Source organism: Streptomyces sp. 6-11-2 (assembly GCF_006540305.1).
Lineage (GTDB): Bacteria > Actinomycetota > Actinomycetes > Streptomycetales > Streptomycetaceae > Streptomyces.
The window spans coordinates 3,920,618-3,936,226 of record NZ_BJOR01000001.1; the positions used below are offsets into that span (position 1 = coordinate 3,920,618).

At 73.2% G+C, this 15,609-nt stretch carries 11 protein-coding genes; 8 read left to right on the top strand and 3 right to left on the bottom strand.

The genetic code is table 11. The annotated features are described in order from the left end of the window. Positions 1 to 168 precede the first annotated feature (168 nt). Positions 169 to 1,086 (top strand): endonuclease/exonuclease/phosphatase family protein, encoded by a 918-nt coding sequence (locus tag TNCT6_RS17145; RefSeq protein ID WP_141360192.1) that lies wholly within the window; start codon positions 169 to 171, stop codon positions 1,084 to 1,086. Here TNCT6_RS17145 and TNCT6_RS17150 read toward each other — a convergent pair. Next, on the bottom strand, positions 1,069 to 1,341 hold the full coding sequence (locus TNCT6_RS17150) for a hypothetical protein (protein WP_141360193.1): 273 nt from the start codon (positions 1,339 to 1,341) through the stop codon (positions 1,069 to 1,071). The two genes, TNCT6_RS17145 and TNCT6_RS17150, sit on opposite strands and share 18 nt — an antisense overlap. A 97-nt stretch (positions 1,342 to 1,438) precedes the next feature. Continuing rightward, positions 1,439 to 2,557: a phosphoserine transaminase gene (serC, locus tag TNCT6_RS17155; RefSeq protein ID WP_100568970.1), complete on the bottom strand. Its 1,119-nt coding sequence runs from the start codon at positions 2,555 to 2,557 to the stop codon at positions 1,439 to 1,441. A gap of 90 nt (positions 2,558 to 2,647) precedes the next feature. Between serC and TNCT6_RS17160 the strand changes: the two genes are divergently transcribed. From TNCT6_RS17160 to TNCT6_RS17175, 4 genes are all read left to right on the top strand, one after another. Further along, positions 2,648 to 5,554 carry an FAD-binding and (Fe-S)-binding domain-containing protein gene (locus TNCT6_RS17160; protein ID WP_141360194.1) on the top strand — a complete coding sequence of 969 codons (2,907 nt, stop codon included), beginning with the start codon at positions 2,648 to 2,650 and terminating at the stop codon, positions 5,552 to 5,554. A gap of 169 nt (positions 5,555 to 5,723) precedes the next feature. Beyond that, on the top strand, positions 5,724 to 6,686 hold the full coding sequence (locus TNCT6_RS17165) for a DMT family transporter (protein WP_172633216.1): 963 nt from the start codon (positions 5,724 to 5,726) through the stop codon (positions 6,684 to 6,686). Positions 6,687 to 6,804: 118 nt separating this feature from the next. Next, positions 6,805 to 7,599 (top strand): TIGR03084 family metal-binding protein, encoded by a 795-nt coding sequence (locus TNCT6_RS17170; protein ID WP_141360196.1) that lies wholly within the window; start codon positions 6,805 to 6,807, stop codon positions 7,597 to 7,599. After that, positions 7,596 to 9,314 carry an acyclic terpene utilization AtuA family protein gene (locus TNCT6_RS17175; RefSeq protein ID WP_141360197.1) on the top strand — a complete coding sequence of 573 codons (1,719 nt, stop codon included), beginning with the start codon at positions 7,596 to 7,598 and terminating at the stop codon, positions 9,312 to 9,314. The genes TNCT6_RS17170 and TNCT6_RS17175 overlap by 4 nt, the downstream gene beginning before the upstream one ends. Before the next feature lie 34 nt (positions 9,315 to 9,348). Here TNCT6_RS17175 and TNCT6_RS17180 read toward each other — a convergent pair whose 3' ends face one another. Next, positions 9,349 to 10,548, bottom strand: coding sequence for an RNA-guided endonuclease TnpB family protein (locus TNCT6_RS17180; protein ID WP_141360198.1), 1,200 nt, complete (start codon positions 10,546 to 10,548; stop codon positions 9,349 to 9,351). A 314-nt stretch (positions 10,549 to 10,862) separates the two neighbouring features. Between TNCT6_RS17180 and TNCT6_RS17185 the strand changes: the two genes are divergently transcribed. The 3 genes from TNCT6_RS17185 to TNCT6_RS17195 are packed head-to-tail and all read left to right on the top strand — an operon-like array spanning position 10,863 to position 15,593. Then, positions 10,863 to 12,461 carry an acyl-CoA carboxylase subunit beta gene (locus tag TNCT6_RS17185; RefSeq protein ID WP_141360199.1) on the top strand — a complete coding sequence of 533 codons (1,599 nt, stop codon included), beginning with the start codon at positions 10,863 to 10,865 and terminating at the stop codon, positions 12,459 to 12,461. Positions 12,462 to 12,469: 8 nt separating this feature from the next. Continuing rightward, positions 12,470 to 14,362 (top strand): biotin carboxylase N-terminal domain-containing protein, encoded by a 1,893-nt coding sequence (locus tag TNCT6_RS17190; protein WP_141360200.1) that lies wholly within the window; start codon positions 12,470 to 12,472, stop codon positions 14,360 to 14,362. 40 nt (positions 14,363 to 14,402) lie between these two features. Beyond that, complete coding sequence (locus TNCT6_RS17195) at positions 14,403 to 15,593, top strand: acyl-CoA dehydrogenase family protein (protein ID WP_141360201.1); 1,191 nt, start codon at positions 14,403 to 14,405, stop codon at positions 15,591 to 15,593. Positions 15,594 to 15,609: the final 16 nt, after the last annotated feature.

Below are 15,609 nucleotides of genomic sequence, written 5' to 3' on the forward strand. Positions count from 1 at the left end.
AGGCCGAGCGGAGAGGGAGCCGGGGTGGGTCGGGGGCGGGCGGACAGCGGTGCGGCAGCGGTGAGGGCGGCGGTGCCGTCGTGGGCGCGGCGCCGGGCGGGGCGGAGCGCTCCGAGCCAGGAGGCGCCGGCAGGCGCGGGGTGCCGGGCGGCGCGGCGGCGGGGGCGGGTGCTTGCCGGGTTCGCGGTGCTGACGGCCGGGTTGCTGGTGTTCCACCGGGCCGTGCCCAACTCCGTGGGCCGTGTGGGCAGTCTGCTGGAGGCGTTCCTGCCGTGGCTCGGCCTGGTGGTCGTGGTGCTGTTCGCCCTGGCGCTGCTGCGCCGCTCCGCCGTGGCACTGGTGGCTCTGCTGCTGCCGGTGGCGGCCTGGACGTACCTCTTCGGCGGGCTGCTCCTGCCCGCGACGGCGCCCGGCGCGCGCCAACTGGTCGTGGTGCAGCACAACGTCAGCGACGAGAACGCCGATCCGGCGGGCACGGCCCGCGCCCTGGCCGACGCCGGGCCGGACCTCATCGCGCTGGAGGAACTGGTGCCCCCGGCCCTGGCGGTCTACGAGCGGACCCTCGCAGCCGCCTACCCGTACCACGAGGTCCGGGGCACCGTCGGACTCTGGTCGAGGCATCCGCTGACCGGTGCGCGGGCGCTGGACATCAAACCCCGTGGGATCACGGAACCCTGGAACCGCGGACTGCGGGCCGAGGTGCAGACGCCGCACGGCCGGGTCGCGGCGTACGTGGCGCACCTGCCCTCACTCCGCCTCCGGGCGAGCGGCCTCACGTCCGCCCGGCGCGACGAGAGCGCCCGGCTGCTGGGCGAGGCCGTCGCGGCCGAGGAGCTGAGAACGGTGATCCTGCTGGGCGACCTCAACGGCACCGTCGAGGACCGCGGCCTCGCCCCGCTGACCTCACGGCTGAACGTGGCGGAACGGGGCTTCGCGCTCAGCTTCCCCGCGGCCTTCCCGCTGGCCCGGATCGACCAGGTCATGGCGCGCTCGGCGACCGTCACCGACATCCGCACCCTGCCCACCACCGGCAGCGACCACGTACCGGTCGCCGCCAGGGTCGAACTGTCAGCCGCCGGTCGCTGAGGAGACGGGCCTGCTTCGCCGTCCCCACAGGCTCATCGCCCATGACGCGAGGACCAGGAGGACACAAGCGGCCTTGGTGATCCGGGCCGCGGGTGAGTGCGAGCCGTACCCGGAGACGAGGACGACGCCTGCCACGCCGGTGACGAGCAGCAGCGCCGGCAGCCCGCGCCGCCACACGGGCAGGTGGTGCACACCCCACACCGACCAGGCCGTCCAGACGCAGACGGACAGGATGAACCACTCGAGGACACTCATCGGACCCTCCGCCGGCGGCGGGAATGCCTGCCCGCCTCCGTGACCGCGGGCGCCCGCCTGTTCGCCGGGCGCCCTTCGCTGCTGTGTGCGGGAGACGCTACAGCCGCTCGATCACGTGGTCGACGCACTTCGTGAGGGCCTCGACGTCCGCCGGGTCGATGGCCGGGAACATCGCGACGCGGAGCTGGTTGCGGCCGAGCTTGCGGTAGGGCTCGGTGTCGACGATGCCGTTGGCGCGCAGGACCTTGGCGACGGCGGCGGCGTCGATCTCGTCGGAGAAGTCGATCGTGCCGATGACCTGGGAGCGCTTGGCCGGGTCCGTGACGAACGGGGTCGCGTACTTGGATTCGTCCGCCCAGGCGTAGAGCCGGGAGGAGGAGTCCTTGGTGCGGGCCGTGGACCAGGCGAGGCCGCCCTGGCCGTTGAGCCACTCCAGCTGCTGGTTGAGCAGGAAGAGGGTGGCCAGCGCCGGGGTGTTGTACGTCTGGTTCTTGCGGGAGTTGTCGATCGCCGTGGGCAGCGAGAAGAACTCCGGGATGTGGCGGCCGGAGCCGTGGACGCGCTCGGCGCGTTCGAGCGCGGCCGGGGAGAACACGCCGATCCACAGGCCGCCGTCGGAGGCGAAGGACTTCTGCGGGGCGAAGTAGTAGACGTCGGTCTCGGCGATGTCGACCGGGAGGCCGCCGGCGCCGGAGGTGGCGTCGACCAGGACCAGGGCGCCCTCGTCGGCGCCGGCCACGCGCCTGATGGGCATGGCGACACCGGTGGAGGTCTCGTTGTGGGTGAAGGCGTAGACGTCGGCGCCCGCCTCGGCCCGGGCCTCCGGGTGCGTGCCGGGGTCGGAGGAGACGACGGTCGGCTCGGCGAGCCAGGGGGCGAGCTTGGCGGCCTTGGCGAACTTGGAGCTGAACTCGCCGAAGGTCAGGTGCTGCGACTTGTTCTCGATCAGACCGTGGGTCGCGATGTCCCAGAACGCCGTCGAGCCGCCGTTGCCGAGCACGACCTCGTAGCCGTCGGGAAGTCGGAACAGCTCGCGGATGCCTTCGCGCACCTGGCCGACCAGGTTCTTCACCGGGGCCTGGCGGTGGGAGGTGCCCATGAGGGATGCGCCGGTGGCGGCGAGGGCGTCCAGCGCCTCCGTCCGCACCTTGGAGGGTCCCGCGCCGAAACGTCCGTCCGCGGGCTTGATGTCAGAGGGAATCCGGATCTCAGCCACGAACGGGAGAGTAGCGGTCGGAGAAATCCGGGTGAAACACATTCCGCCGGGTGAGACGGCCGCGAAAACGATCGCGTGCATCCTGGACGCATGACCGATCTCGGGGATCTTTCGGAGCTTCGGGCGGAGCTGCGCCGGGCCGTGCGCGGGGAGGCGGCGTTCGACGTCACCTCACGGGCGCTGGTCACCATGGACGCGTCCAACTACCGGCGGGTCCCGCTGGGCGTGGTGGCTCCGCGGGACGCCGACGACGTGGCGGCGGTCCTCGAGGTCTGCCGGGCGCGCGGAGTGCCGGTGGTCGCGCGGGGCGGCGGGACGTCGATCGCGGGCCAGGCGACCGGGACGGGCGTGGTGCTCGACTTCACCCGGCACATGAACCGGGTGCTGGACCTCGACCCCGGGGAGCGGACCGCCGTGGTCCAGCCGGGCGTGGTCCTGGACCGGCTCCAGGAGGCCGCCGCGCCGCACGGGCTCCGCTTCGGCCCGGACCCGTCCACGCACAGCCGGTGCACGCTCGGCGGGATGATCGGCAACAACGCGTGCGGCTCCCACTCGGTGGTCTGGGGGACGACCGCGGACAGTGTGCGGGAGCTGTCGGTGCTCACCGCGCGCGGGCAGCGGCTGCGGCTCGGGCGAGGGTGGGCCGGGGCGCCGGACGGGCTGCGGGAGCTGGCGGAGAGCGAGCTCGCCCGGCTGCGGACCGGTTTCCCGCGGCTGCCCCGCCGTATCTCCGGGTACGCCCTGGACGCCCTGCTGCCCGAGAACGGCGCGGACGTGGCGCGCTCCTTCTGCGGCTCGGAGGGCACCCTCGGCGTGCTGACGGAGGCGGTCGTACGGCTCGTCGAGACACCCCCCGCGCGCGTGCTGGCCGTGCTGGGGTACGCCGACGAGGGCGCCGCCGCCGACGCCGCGGCCGGACTGCTGCCGTACAGGCCGCTGACGGTGGAGGGGATGGCGCGGGACCTGGTGCCGTCCGCGGCGGCCGGGCTGCCGCGCGGGGACGCCTGGCTGTTCGTGGAGACCGGCGGGGAGACGGCGGGGCAGGCACGCACGCGTGCCGAGGCGATCGTGCGGGCGGCCGACGCCGTGGACGCCGCGATCGTCGGGGATCCGGCAGCGCAGCGCGCGCTGTGGCGGATCCGGGAGGACGCGAGCGGTACGGCGACCCGGATGCCGGACGGCACGGAGGCATGGCCGGGGTGGGAGGACTGCGCGGTGCCGCCGGAGCGGCTGGGCGCGTATCTGCGGCGGTTCCGGGAGCTGCTGGCCGCCCACGGTCTGCGGGGCGCCCCGTACGGGCACTTCGGGGACGGCTGCATCCACGTCCGCATCGACTTCGACCTGCTGACCCCGGCCGGGATCGGCCGGTTCCGGCGGTTCTCGCGGGAGTTGGCCGAGCTGGTGGTGGCGCACGGCGGTTCGCTGTCCGGGGAGCACGGGGACGGGCAGGCCCGCGCCGAGCTGCTGCCGACGATGTACGGCGAGCGGACGGTGGCCCTCTTCGAGCAGGCCAAGGGGGTGTGGGACCCCGACGACCTGCTCAATCCCGGGATGCTGGTCCGCCCGGCGCCCCTGGACGCGAACCTTCGCTTCGCCGTGCTGCCGCGCCGCCCGGTCGACGTGGCCTTCGGCTACACGGCCGACCGAGGGGACTTCTCGGCGGCGGTGCGCCGGTGCGTCGGGGTCGCGAAGTGCCGTACGACCGAGGTGTCGGGCGCCGCAGTCATGTGCCCCTCCTTCCGGGTCACGGGAGAGGAGGAGCACTCCACGCGCGGGCGTGCCCGGCTGCTGCACGAGATGCTCGCCGGTGAGCTGGTGACCGACGGCTGGCGGTCGGCCGAGGTCCGCGACGCGCTCGACCTGTGCCTGTCGTGCAAGGGGTGCCGGTCCGACTGCCCGGTCGGGGTGGACATGGCCACGTACAAGGCGGAGTTCCTGCACCACCACTACGCCGGACGGCGCCGCCCGGCCGCCCACTACGCGCTGGGCCGGCTTCCGGTGTGGCTGCGCTGGGCCGCCCGTACGCGCACCGCGCCACTGCTGAACGCGCTCGCCGCCCTGCGGCCGCTCGCGTCGGCCGTGAAACGGCTCGGTGGAATCACACCCGAACGAGGGATCCCGCGTCTGGCGTGCGAGCCGTTCACCCGATGGTGGCGCACGCGGACGGACGCACGGGTGGACGGCGGGGAGGGGACGGGCGATCTGGTCGTCCTGTGGCCGGACACCTTCACCGAGCACCTGTCGCCGTCCGTGGGCCGGGCGGCCGTCCGCGTGCTGGAGGCGGCCGGACTGCGGGTGGCGCTCCCGCCGACCCTGCGTCTGCGCCGCCCTCCGGTGGGCGACGGAAGCTCGGCGCTGCTGAACCCCGTGTCCGTCCTACGGGGCCGGGGCCGCGTCTGCTGCGGCCTGACGTACGTCTCCACCGGCCAGCTGGAGCGGGCCCGCGTGGTGCTGCGCCGCACCCTGGACCTGATGGAACCGGTGCTGGAGACCGACGCGCCGGTCGTCGTCCTGGAACCGAGCTGCGCCGCCGCCCTGCGCACCGACCTGCCGGAGCTGCTGCCCGGCGACCCGCGGGCCCGCCGCCTGGCCGATCGCGTGCTGACCTTCGCCGAGGCCCTGCGGCGTCACGCCCCCGGCTGGACCCCGCCCCGTCTGGACCGCCCGGTCGCCGGCCAGACCCACTGCCACCAGCACGCCGTGCTGGGCGACGCGGCCGACCGGCGCCTGCGCGAGGCGGCCGGCCTGACCGGCGAGCTGTCCGGCGGCTGCTGCGGCCTGGCCGGGAACTTCGGCTTCGAGAAGGGCCACTGGGAGGTGTCGGCCGCCTGCGCCGAGGAACAGCTCCTGCCGTCGGTACGGCGGGCTCCGGCCGGCACGGTGGTCCTCGCGGACGGCTTCTCCTGCCGCACTCAGCTGGACCAGCTGGCCGGAGTACGGGGACGCCATCTGGCGGAGGTGCTGGCGGAGGGGCTGGAGGGACGCGGCGACACATGACGATGGGTTGCCGTGGGTCCAGAGGAGTACGGCGGCTGTGGTGAACCACGGAATGGGGGCCATCGTGGACAGTGGCAAACGGGTTTCACGCCCCTGACCGCGTCCATTACCCTGGACCCATCAGTACATCCCGATGCACAAACCCCTAACCCAGTACCTGGACCGCCCCGTGACCACGCCCAGCGCCGCCACACCTTCCTCTCCCTCCCCGGTCACCTCCGCGCCGGCCACCGCGCCCGCGCCCGGGTCCCCGGGCCGTTTCGGCTCGCTCGGTCCGGTCGGGCTGGTCCTGGCCGGGGGCATCTCGGTGCAGTTCGGCGCCGCGGTGGCCGTGACGCTGATGCCGCGGGCGGGCGCGCTCGGCGTGGTGACCCTGCGGCTGCTGGTGGCCGCGATCGTGCTGCTGCTGGTCTGCCGGCCCCGGCTGCGCGGGCACTCGCGCGCCGACTGGGGCACGGTCGTCGTCTTCGGCATCGCGATGGCCGGGATGAACGGCCTCTTCTACCAGGCGGCCGCCCGCATCCCGCTCGGCCCCGCCGTCACCCTCGAAGTGCTCGGCCCGCTCGCCCTGTCGGTGCTGGCCTCGCGCCGCGCGATCAACTTCGTGTGGGCCGCCCTGGCCCTGGCCGGTGTCTTCCTGCTCGGCGGCGGGAGTTTCGACAGCCTCGACCCCGCCGGTGTCGGCTTCGCGCTGAGCGCGGGCGTGATGTGGGCGGCGTACATCGTCTTCAGCGCCCGTACCGGCCGGCGCTTCCCGCAGGCCGACGGGCTGGCCCTGGCGATGGCGGTCGGCGCGCTGCTTTTCCTGCCGCTGGGGATCGCCGAGTCCGGGTCGAAGCTGCTCGTCCCGTCGACGTTCGCCCTGGGCGCGGGGGTGGCCGTGCTGTCCTCCGTCCTGCCGTACACCCTCGAACTGCTCGCCCTGCGCCGCCTGCCCGCCTCCACCTTCGCCATCCTCATGAGCCTGGAACCGGCCCTCGCCGCCTCGGCCGGCTTCCTCATCCTCGGCCAGTCCCTCTCCGCCCTCCAGGCCACGGCCATCGTCCTGGTCATCGCGGCGAGCATGGGCGCGGTCCGCACCCAGGTGGGACGGGCGAAGGCGGTGCCCCCGCTTCCGGAGGCGCACCCCTGACGGGTCCCGGCCCAGCGCCGGATCCCCTGACCGGTTCCGGTCCTCGGCACCGCGCGCCGGGCCATGAATTCATGCAAGCACGCTTGATTGTTTCGAGGCTCGCTGCCATGCTCCCCGCATGGCCGATCCGACGCTGGTGTTCGACGATCTGCGTGTTGAGGGTGACGAACTCGATCGGCTTGTCGCCGGGCTGAGTCCTGCGGAGTGGCGGCGGCCGACGCCCGCGGCCGGATGGAGCGTCGCGCATCAGATCGCCCATCTCGCCTGGACCGACCGGTCCGCGCTTCTCGCCGTCACCGACCCGGAGGGCTTTCAGGCGCGGGTCGAGGAGGCGCTCGCCGCGCCCGGGACGTTCGTCGACCAGGGGGCGGAGGAGGGCGCACGGCTGCCGCCGGACGAGTTGCCGGCGCGCTGGCGGGAGGGGCGGGCCGCGCTCGACCGGGCATTGCGGGCGGCGCCGCCCGGGGCCCGCTTCCCCTGGTACGGGCCGCCCATGTCGGCCGCCTCCATGGCGACCGGGCGGCTGATGGAGACCTGGGCGCACGGACAGGACGTGGCCGACGCGCTCGGTGTGGTGCGCGCACCCACCGACCGGCTCAGGCATGTGGTGCGCATCGGGGTGCGGGCGCGGGACTTCGCCTTCGGCGCGCACGGGCTGCCCGCGCCCGCGGAGGCGTTCCGCGTGGAGGTCCGAGGTCCCTCCGGGGAGCTGTGGACGTACGGTCCCGAGGACGCCGGGCAGCGGGTCACCGGGTCCGCCCTCGACTTCTGCCTCCTGGTCACCCAGCGCGCCCACCGCGCCGACCTCGCGGTACGCGCCGAGGGGCCGGACGCCGACCGCTGGCTGGACATCGCCCAGGCCTTCGCCGGTCCGCCCGGTGGAGGGCGGGCGCCCAAGGGGGCCGCCGGATGACCCTGCGCATCGGCAACGCCTCCGGCTTCTACGGCGACCGGTTCGACGCCGTGCGCGAGATGCTCACCGGCGGTGAACTGGACGTCCTCACCGGCGACTACCTCGCCGAGCTGACCATGCTCATCCTGGCCCGGGACCGGCTCAAGGACCCGGCGGCCGGCTACGCCCGCACCTTCCTGCGGCAGATGGAGGAGTGCCTCGGACTCGCCCACGAGCGGTCCGTGAAGATCGTGACCAACGCGGGCGGGCTCAATCCGGCCGGGCTCGCCGGCCGCTTACGGGAGCTGGCCGAACGGCTCGGCATCCCGGTGCGCGTGGCCCACGTCGAGGGCGACGACCTCACCGCCAGCCTCTCCCGTGCCCTCGCCTCCGCCCCCGCCGGGGACGCCCCCCTCGCCGCCCACGCCTACCTCGGCGGCTTCGGGATCGCCGCCTGCCTGCGCGCGGGCGCCGACGTCGTGGTCACCGGGCGGGTCACGGACGCCGCCCTGGTCACCGGGCCCGCCGCCGCCCACTTCGGCTGGCGGCCGGAGGAGTACGACCGGCTGGCGGGCGCCGTCGTCGCCGGGCACGTGCTGGAGTGCGGCGCCCAGGCCACCGGCGGCAACTACGCCTTCTTCGCCGACCACGCCCTCGACCGGCTGCGCCACCCCGGTTTCCCGCTCGCCGAGATCCACGAGGACGGCAGCTGCGTGATCACCAAGCATCCCGGCAGCGGCGGGGTGGTGGACGTCGGCACGGTGACGGCCCAACTGCTGTACGAGACGGGCGGCGCCCGGTACGCCGGGCCCGATGTCACCACGCGGCTGGACACCGTAAGGCTCGGTCAGGACGGACCCGACCGGGTGCGCGTCGAGGGCGTGCGCGGGGAGGCCCCGCCGCCCGCCCTCAAGGTGGGCCTCAACCGCCTCGGCGGCTTCCGCAACGAGGTCACCTTCGTCCTCACCGGACTCGACATCGAGCGCAAGGCCGAGCTGGTGCGGCAGCAGATGCGGGACGCGCTCGGGTCCGCCGGGTCACCTCCCGGCGAGGTGCGCTGGGACCTGGTGCGGACCGACCGGGCCGACGCCGGTACCGAGGAGACGGCGAGCGCCCTGCTCCGGCTGGTCGTACGGGACCGGGACCCGCGGGCGGTGGGGCGGGTGTTCAGCGGGTCCGCCGTGGAGCTGGCGCTCGCCGGATACCCCGGCTTCCACATGCCGGCGCCTCCCGGGAAGGGCGCGCCCTACGGCGTCTTCGAGGCCGTGTACGTCCCCCAGGACGCCGTCGAGCAGGTGGCCGTCCTCCACGACGGCCGCCGTGTCGCCGTGCCACCGCCCGAGGAGACGCACGCCCTTGAGGACGTGGAGCGGCCGCCGCTGCCGGACCCCCTCCCGGACGGTCCCACGCGGCGGGCCCCCCTCGGACTCGTCGCCGGGGCGCGCAGCGGGGACAAGGGCGGTGACGCCAACGTCGGCGTGTGGGCGCGCTCGGAACAGGGCTGGCGGTGGCTCGCGCACGCGCTGACGACCGAGACGTTCCGGCAGTTGGTCCCGGAGAGCCGGACGCTGGCCGTGGAACGGCACGTACTGCCCGATCTGCGCGCCCTCAACTTCGTCGTCCGCGGGATCCTCGGCGAGGGCGCCGCCGCCCAGCACCGCTTCGACCCGCAGGCCAAGGCACTGGGCGAATGGCTGCGTTCCCGCCACCTGGACATACCGGAGGCCCTGCTTTGACTGCTCCCCCTGCGAACTCAGGGGAATTCCTGGCTCAGGCGGCCTCTTGGAGCGGCGCTCTAAGAGGCCTTACGCCCTCGACACCAGCCGGGTTCAGACCAGCCCGGACCAGCATCACGCGGGCGGAGTTCTTGTCTCTGGGAGACACGACTCCGCACGCGGTGCAGGTGTAGGTACGTTCTGAAAGGGGAAGTGCGTGCTTGGTTCTCGCTCCGCACGATGCGCAGTCCATGGTGGTGTGCGCGGGGTTCACGAGGCGGATGTCTCGCCCATGCTTGCGGCCCATCTCGAGCAGGGCCTTCTTCGTAACACCGATCGCGGCGTCTGCTGCCTTGCGCGCCATCGAGGTCTTGGCGAGAAACTTGGGGCGGAAGTCCTCCACGGCGATGACGTCATGGTCCCGCACGGCCTTCTTCGCCCACTTGCGAGCGGCGTCCTGCCGCTGCCGGGCGAGCTTCTGGTAGGTCTTCGCCCGCCACTTCTTCGCCTCCTTGTAGCCCTTCGATGCTGCCTGCCCCTTGGCGGGTTTGCGGCGGGCCGTCATCCGGTCGTACCGCGACAGCTTCGCCTTGGCTTTCCGGCCGAGCTCGGGGTGGGGCAGGTCGTGGGCGTCGCTGGTGGTGGTTGCGATCTCCTTCACCCCCCAGTCCACACCGAGCGCCCGGCCGGTCTCCGGCAACGGCTCAAACCCGGCAGGGACGACGAACGAGGCGTACCAGGCGCCAACGCTGTCCCGGTACACCCGTACCGACGAGGGCTCGGCGGGCAGACTCCGGGACCACACCACAGTCAGGACGATCCCGCCCGTCAGATGCAGTCGGCCGCCCTTGAGCCGGAAACCACGCCGCGTGTAGTTCGGGGTCGGATCGACTTCGTGCTTCTTCTTGTAGCCCGGCATCCCGGCCCGCAGCCTCACCGGCAGCCGGTCCTTGATGTCTTTCAGCGCTTTTGCGCGGGACTTGCCGAAGTCGCGGATCAGTTGCTGCTGCGGAACCGATGCCCCCTCGGCCAGCCAGGGTGTGAGAGCGCGTGCCTCGGTCAGCATCCGATCCAGCCGCGCCGGACCGCACCCCTCGCCCTCCGTATGTGCCTTCTTCGAGCGAGCTACGCACTCGTTCCACACCCACCGGCACCGGCCCCACTCGGCCAGCAGCGCCGCACGGGCAGTGGCCGATACCCGCAGTCGGTAGGTGTACCGAACATGCCCGGCCCCATCCGCTTGTCCTGCTGCCATGCCGCCACCCCCGCCCTGTCATTCGGCCCCACCCGACCGGAGCACCCGGCGTCCACCACCAGACCGTACGTGCGGCACCCGTACATCCGTACCGTCATTCAGCAGCCGCCACCCCAACTGGCGATCCATGGGACGTATGTTCAGTTTTCTGGGTCTCGCCGGACACGCCATGCGTACGCTCCCCGCTCCGGGAAACCGGATCCGACCACGCTTCGTGTTGCCATCACAAAAGGCGATTCGCCTGTCGCGGCCCTGTTCCGGAAGAGTCCCCTTTCTCCCAGGGCTGCAGGCCAGAGCATCCCCGGAGGCGTCTGGTGACGGTCCTTTCCTCCGCCCTGGACACCGGCTCCGCCGAGTACAAGGCCCACCGCGAGGCCATGCTCGGCAAGCTGGCCGCACTCGACGCCGAGCACGCCAAGGCGCTCGCGGGCGGCGGTACGAAGTACGTCGAGCGGCACCGGCGGCGCGGCAAACTGCTCGCCCGTGAACGGATCGAGCTGCTGCTCGACCCCGACACGCCGTTCCTGGAGCTGTCGCCGCTGGCCGGGTGGGGCAGCGACTACACCGTGGGCGCCTCGCTGGTCACCGGGATCGGGGTCGTCGAGGGCGTGGAATGCCTGATCACCGCCAACGACCCGACCGTGCGCGGCGGCGCCAGCAATCCGTGGAGCCTGAGGAAGGCGCTGCGGGCCAACGACATCGCGCTCGCCAACCGGCTGCCCTGCGTCAGCCTCGTCGAGTCCGGGGGCGCCGATCTGCCGTCCCAGAAGGAGATCTTCATCCCCGGAGGCGCCGTCTTCCGGGACCTGACCCGGCTGTCGGCGGCCGGCATCCCGACCGTCGCCGTCGTGTTCGGCAACTCGACCGCCGGGGGCGCGTACATCCCCGGCCTGTCCGACCACGTGATCATGGTCAAGGAACGGGCCAAGGTGTTCCTCGGCGGCCCGCCGCTGGTGAAGATGGCCACCGGCGAGGAGAGCGACGACGAGTCCCTGGGCGGCGCCGAGATGCACGCGCGCGTGTCCGGTCTCGCCGACTACTTCGCCCTCGACGAGCCCGACGCCCTGCGGCAGGCCCGCCGGGTCGTCGCCCGCCTCAACCACCGCAAGGCGTACCCCGATCCGCCCGCCGCGGCGCCACCCGAGTACGACGCGGAGGAGCTTCTGGGCATCGTTCCCGGCGATCTGCGGATCCCCTTCGACCCGCGCGAGGTCATCGCCCGGATCGTCGACGCCTCCGACTTCGACGAGTTCAAGCCGCTGTACGGGACGAGCCTGGCCACCGGCTGGGCCACCCTGCACGGCTACCCCGTCGGCGTCCTCGCCAACGCCCAGGGCGTGCTGTTCAGCGAGGAGTCGCAGAAGGCGGCCCAGTTCATCCAGCTCGCCAACCAGCGGGACGTACCGCTGCTGTTCCTGCACAACACCACCGGCTACATGGTCGGCCGGGAGTACGAGCAGGGCGGCATCGTCAAGCACGGCGCGATGATGATCAACGCGGTGTCCAACTCGCGCGTCCCGCACCTGTCCGTCCTCATGGGGGCGTCCTACGGCGCCGGGCACTACGGCATGTGCGGACGGGCCTACGACCCCCGCTTCCTGTTCGCCTGGCCCAGCGCCAAGTCCGCCGTCATGGGGCCGCAGCAGCTCGCGGGCGTGCTGTCGATCGTGGCCCGGCAGTCGGCGGCCGCCAAGGGGCAGCCGTACGACGAGGAGGCGGACGCCGCGCTGCGGACGATGGTGGAGCGGCAGATCGAGTCCGAGTCGCTGCCGGTGTTCCTGTCCGGGCGGCTGTACGACGACGGCGTCATCGACCCGCGCGACACCCGCACCGTCCTCGGCCTGTGCCTGTCGGCCGTCCACACCGCGCCCTTCGAGGGCGCGCGCGGCGGCTTCGGAGTCTTCCGGATGTGAGGGATCCCTTGATTTCTTCTCTGCTCGTCGCCAACCGGGGCGAGATCGCCTGCCGTGTCTTCCGCACCTGCGCCGAGCTGGGCATCCGGACGGTCGCCGTGCACTCGGACGCCGATGAGAGCGCCCTCCACACGCGCGTGGCCGACACCGCGGTGCGCCTGCCGGGCGTGACGCCCGCCGAGACGTATCTGCGCGGCGACCTGATCGTGAAGGCGGCGGTGGCGGCCGGCGCGGACGCCGTGCACCCGGGCTACGGCTTCCTCGCCGAGAACGCCGGCTTCGCGCGGGCCGTCCTGGACGCGGGCCTGGTCTGGATCGGGCCGTCCCCGCGGGCCGTCGAGGCGATGGCGTCCAAGACCCGCGCCAAGGAGCTGATGGGCGTGCGGCCCCTGCGCGAGGTCACCGAGGCCGATCTGCCGGTCCTCGTGAAGGCCGCCGCGGGCGGCGGCGGGCGCGGGATGAGGATCGTACGGCGGCTCGGGGACCTGGACGCCGAACTGGCGGCCGCGCGCGCGGAGGCGCTGAGCGCCTTCGGTGACGGCGAGGTGTTCGTCGAGCCGTACCTCGGGGGCGAGGCGGGCGGGCGGCACGTGGAGGTGCAGGTCCTCGCCGACACCCACGGCACCGTGTGGACGCTGGGCACGCGTGACTGCTCCCTCCAGCGGCGCCACCAGAAGGTCGTCGAGGAGGCCCCGGCGCCCGGGCTTCCCGCGAACACCGAGCGGGAGTTGCACGAGCTGGCCGTACGGGCCGCGCGGGCCGTCGACTACACCGGCGCGGGGACCGTCGAGTTCCTGGTGGCCGACGGCAGGGCGCACTTCCTGGAGATGAACACCCGCCTCCAGGTGGAACACCCGGTCACGGAGGCCGTGTTCGGCGTGGACCTGGTCGCCCTGCAGATCCGTGTCGCCGAGGGCCACGCCCTGGACGCCGAACCGCCCCTCGCGCGCGGGCACGCGGTCGAGGCCCGCCTGTACGCCGAGGACCCGGCCCGCGACTGGGCCCCGCAGACCGGCACCCTGCACCGACTGTCCGTCCCCGGCGTCCGCCTGGACACCGGCTACGGCGACGGGGACACGATCGGCGTCCACTACGACCCGCTGCTCGCCAAGGCCGTCGCCCACGCCCCCACGCGCGCGGAGGCGCTGCGCAAGCTCGCCGGCGCGCTGGAGCGGGCCGCCGTCCACGGCCCGGTCACCAACCGCGACCTGCTCGTGCGGTCCCTGCGGCACGAGGAGTTCGGACGCGGCCGTATGGACACCGGCTTCTACGACCGCCATCTCGCCGACCTGGCCGCGCCCGCCCCCGACCCGTACGCGCCCCTGGCCGCCGCGCTCGCCGACGCGCACGGCCGCTCCCGCTTCGGCGGCTGGCGCAACGTGCCCTCGCAGCCGCAGGTCAAGCGGTACCTGATGGCGGGCGAGGAGCACGAGGTGCGCTACCGGCACACCCGCGCGGGTCTGGCCGCCGACGCCGTAGGGGTGCGGGTGGTGCACGCGGACGCGTGCCTGGTCGTCCTCGAAGCCGGCGGCATCCGGCGCCGGTACGAGATCGCCCGGTACGGCGAGCGGGTGTACGCCGGACCGACCGCGCTCACCGCCCTGCCCCGCTTCCCCGATCCCGTCGCCCAGGGTCTCCCCGGCTCACTGCTGGCGCCCATGCCCGGCACCGTCGTGCGTGTCGCCGACGGACTGGCCGTGGGCGCCGCCGTACGGGCCGGACAGCCGCTGCTGTGGCTGGAGGCGATGAAGATGGAGCACAGGATCGAGGCCCCGGCCACGGGCACCCTCACGGCCCTGCACGCGAGCCCCGGACAACAGGTCGAGCCCGGCACGCTGCTGGCGGTGGTGCAGGCAACCCAGGGGCGTGGGGCGGCATCGACGTGCGGCCCCGCCGCGTGAGCGCGAGCAACCACACACCACTCGCACCCGGGAGACGACAATGACCCCCGTCACCGAATCCGAAGAACACAGGGACCTGCGAGCCGCCGTGGCGGCCCTCGGCAAACGCTACGGCCGCGACTACCTCACCCGGACCGTCGCCGAGGGACGCCACCCCACCGAACTCTGGTCCGAGGCAGGCCGACTCGGCTACCTCGGCGTCAACCTGCCGGAGGCGTACGGCGGGGGAGGCGGTGGCATCACCGAACTGTCCATCGTGCTGGAGGAGCTGGGTGCGGCCGGCTGCCCCTTGCTGATGATGGTCGTCTCACCCGCCATCTGCGGCACCGTCATCGCCCGGTTCGGCACGGAGGAGCAGAAGCGGGCGTGGCTGCCCTCGCTGGCGAACGGCACCCGCACCATGGCCTTCGGCATCACCGAACCCGACGCCGGCTCCAACTCCCACCGCATCACCACCACCGCCCGCCGCGACGGCGGCGACTGGGTGCTCACCGGCCGCAAGGTGTTCATCTCCGGTGTCGACATCGCCGACGCCGTCCTGGTCGTCGGCCGCACCGAGGACGCGCGCACCGGCCGCCTCAAGCCCTGCCTGTTCATCGTCCCGCCGGACGCGGACGGCTTCCAGCGGCATCCCATCGACATGGAACTCACCGCCGCCGAGAAGCAGTTCGAGCTGGTCATGGACGATGTGCGGCTGCCCGCCGAGGCGCTCGTCGGTGGCAGCGCCTCCCACGTTCCGGGCAGTGGGGGAGAGGACGCGGGCCTGCTGCAACTGTTCGCCGGACTCAACCCCGAGCGCATCATGACGGCCGCCTTCGCGATCGGTATGGGGCGTCACGCGCTCGCCCGGGCCGTGGAGTATGCGCGCGAGCGCACCGTCTGGAAGGCCCCCATCGGCTCCCACCAGGCCATCGCCCACCCGCTCGCCCAGGCCCACATCGACCTGGAACTCGCCCGCCTGATGACGGGGAAGGCGGCCCACCTGTACGACGCGGGCGACGACGTGGGTGCGGGGGAGGCCGCCAACATGGCCAAGTACGCCGCCGGTGAGGCCTGTGTGCGAGCCGTCGACCAGGCCGTGCACACCCTCGGCGGCAACGGCCTCACGCGCGAGTTCGGGCTCGCCTCGCTGATAACGGCCGCACGCGTGGCTCGTATCGCCCCGGTGAGCCGGGAGATGATTCTCAACTACGTCTCCCACCAGACCCTGGGCCTGCCCAAGTCCTACTGACCCGCCCGCCGTGTGC

What these genes read in the sequence shown, in the direction of transcription:
- TNCT6_RS17150 (WP_141360193.1), bottom strand. Translation starts at nt 1,341, where the DNA reads ATGAGTGTCCTCGAGTGGTTCATCCTGTCCGTCTGCGTCTGGACGGCC.
- TNCT6_RS17160 (WP_141360194.1), top strand. Translation starts at nt 2,648, where the DNA reads ATGACCGATCTCGGGGATCTTTCGGAGCTTCGGGCGGAGCTGCGCCGG.
- TNCT6_RS17170 (WP_141360196.1), top strand. Translation starts at nt 6,805, where the DNA reads ATGGCCGATCCGACGCTGGTGTTCGACGATCTGCGTGTTGAGGGTGAC.
- TNCT6_RS17175 (WP_141360197.1), top strand. Translation starts at nt 7,596, where the DNA reads ATGACCCTGCGCATCGGCAACGCCTCCGGCTTCTACGGCGACCGGTTC.
- TNCT6_RS17180 (WP_141360198.1), bottom strand. Translation starts at nt 10,548, where the DNA reads ATGGCAGCAGGACAAGCGGATGGGGCCGGGCATGTTCGGTACACCTAC.
- TNCT6_RS17195 (WP_141360201.1), top strand. Translation starts at nt 14,403, where the DNA reads ATGACCCCCGTCACCGAATCCGAAGAACACAGGGACCTGCGAGCCGCC.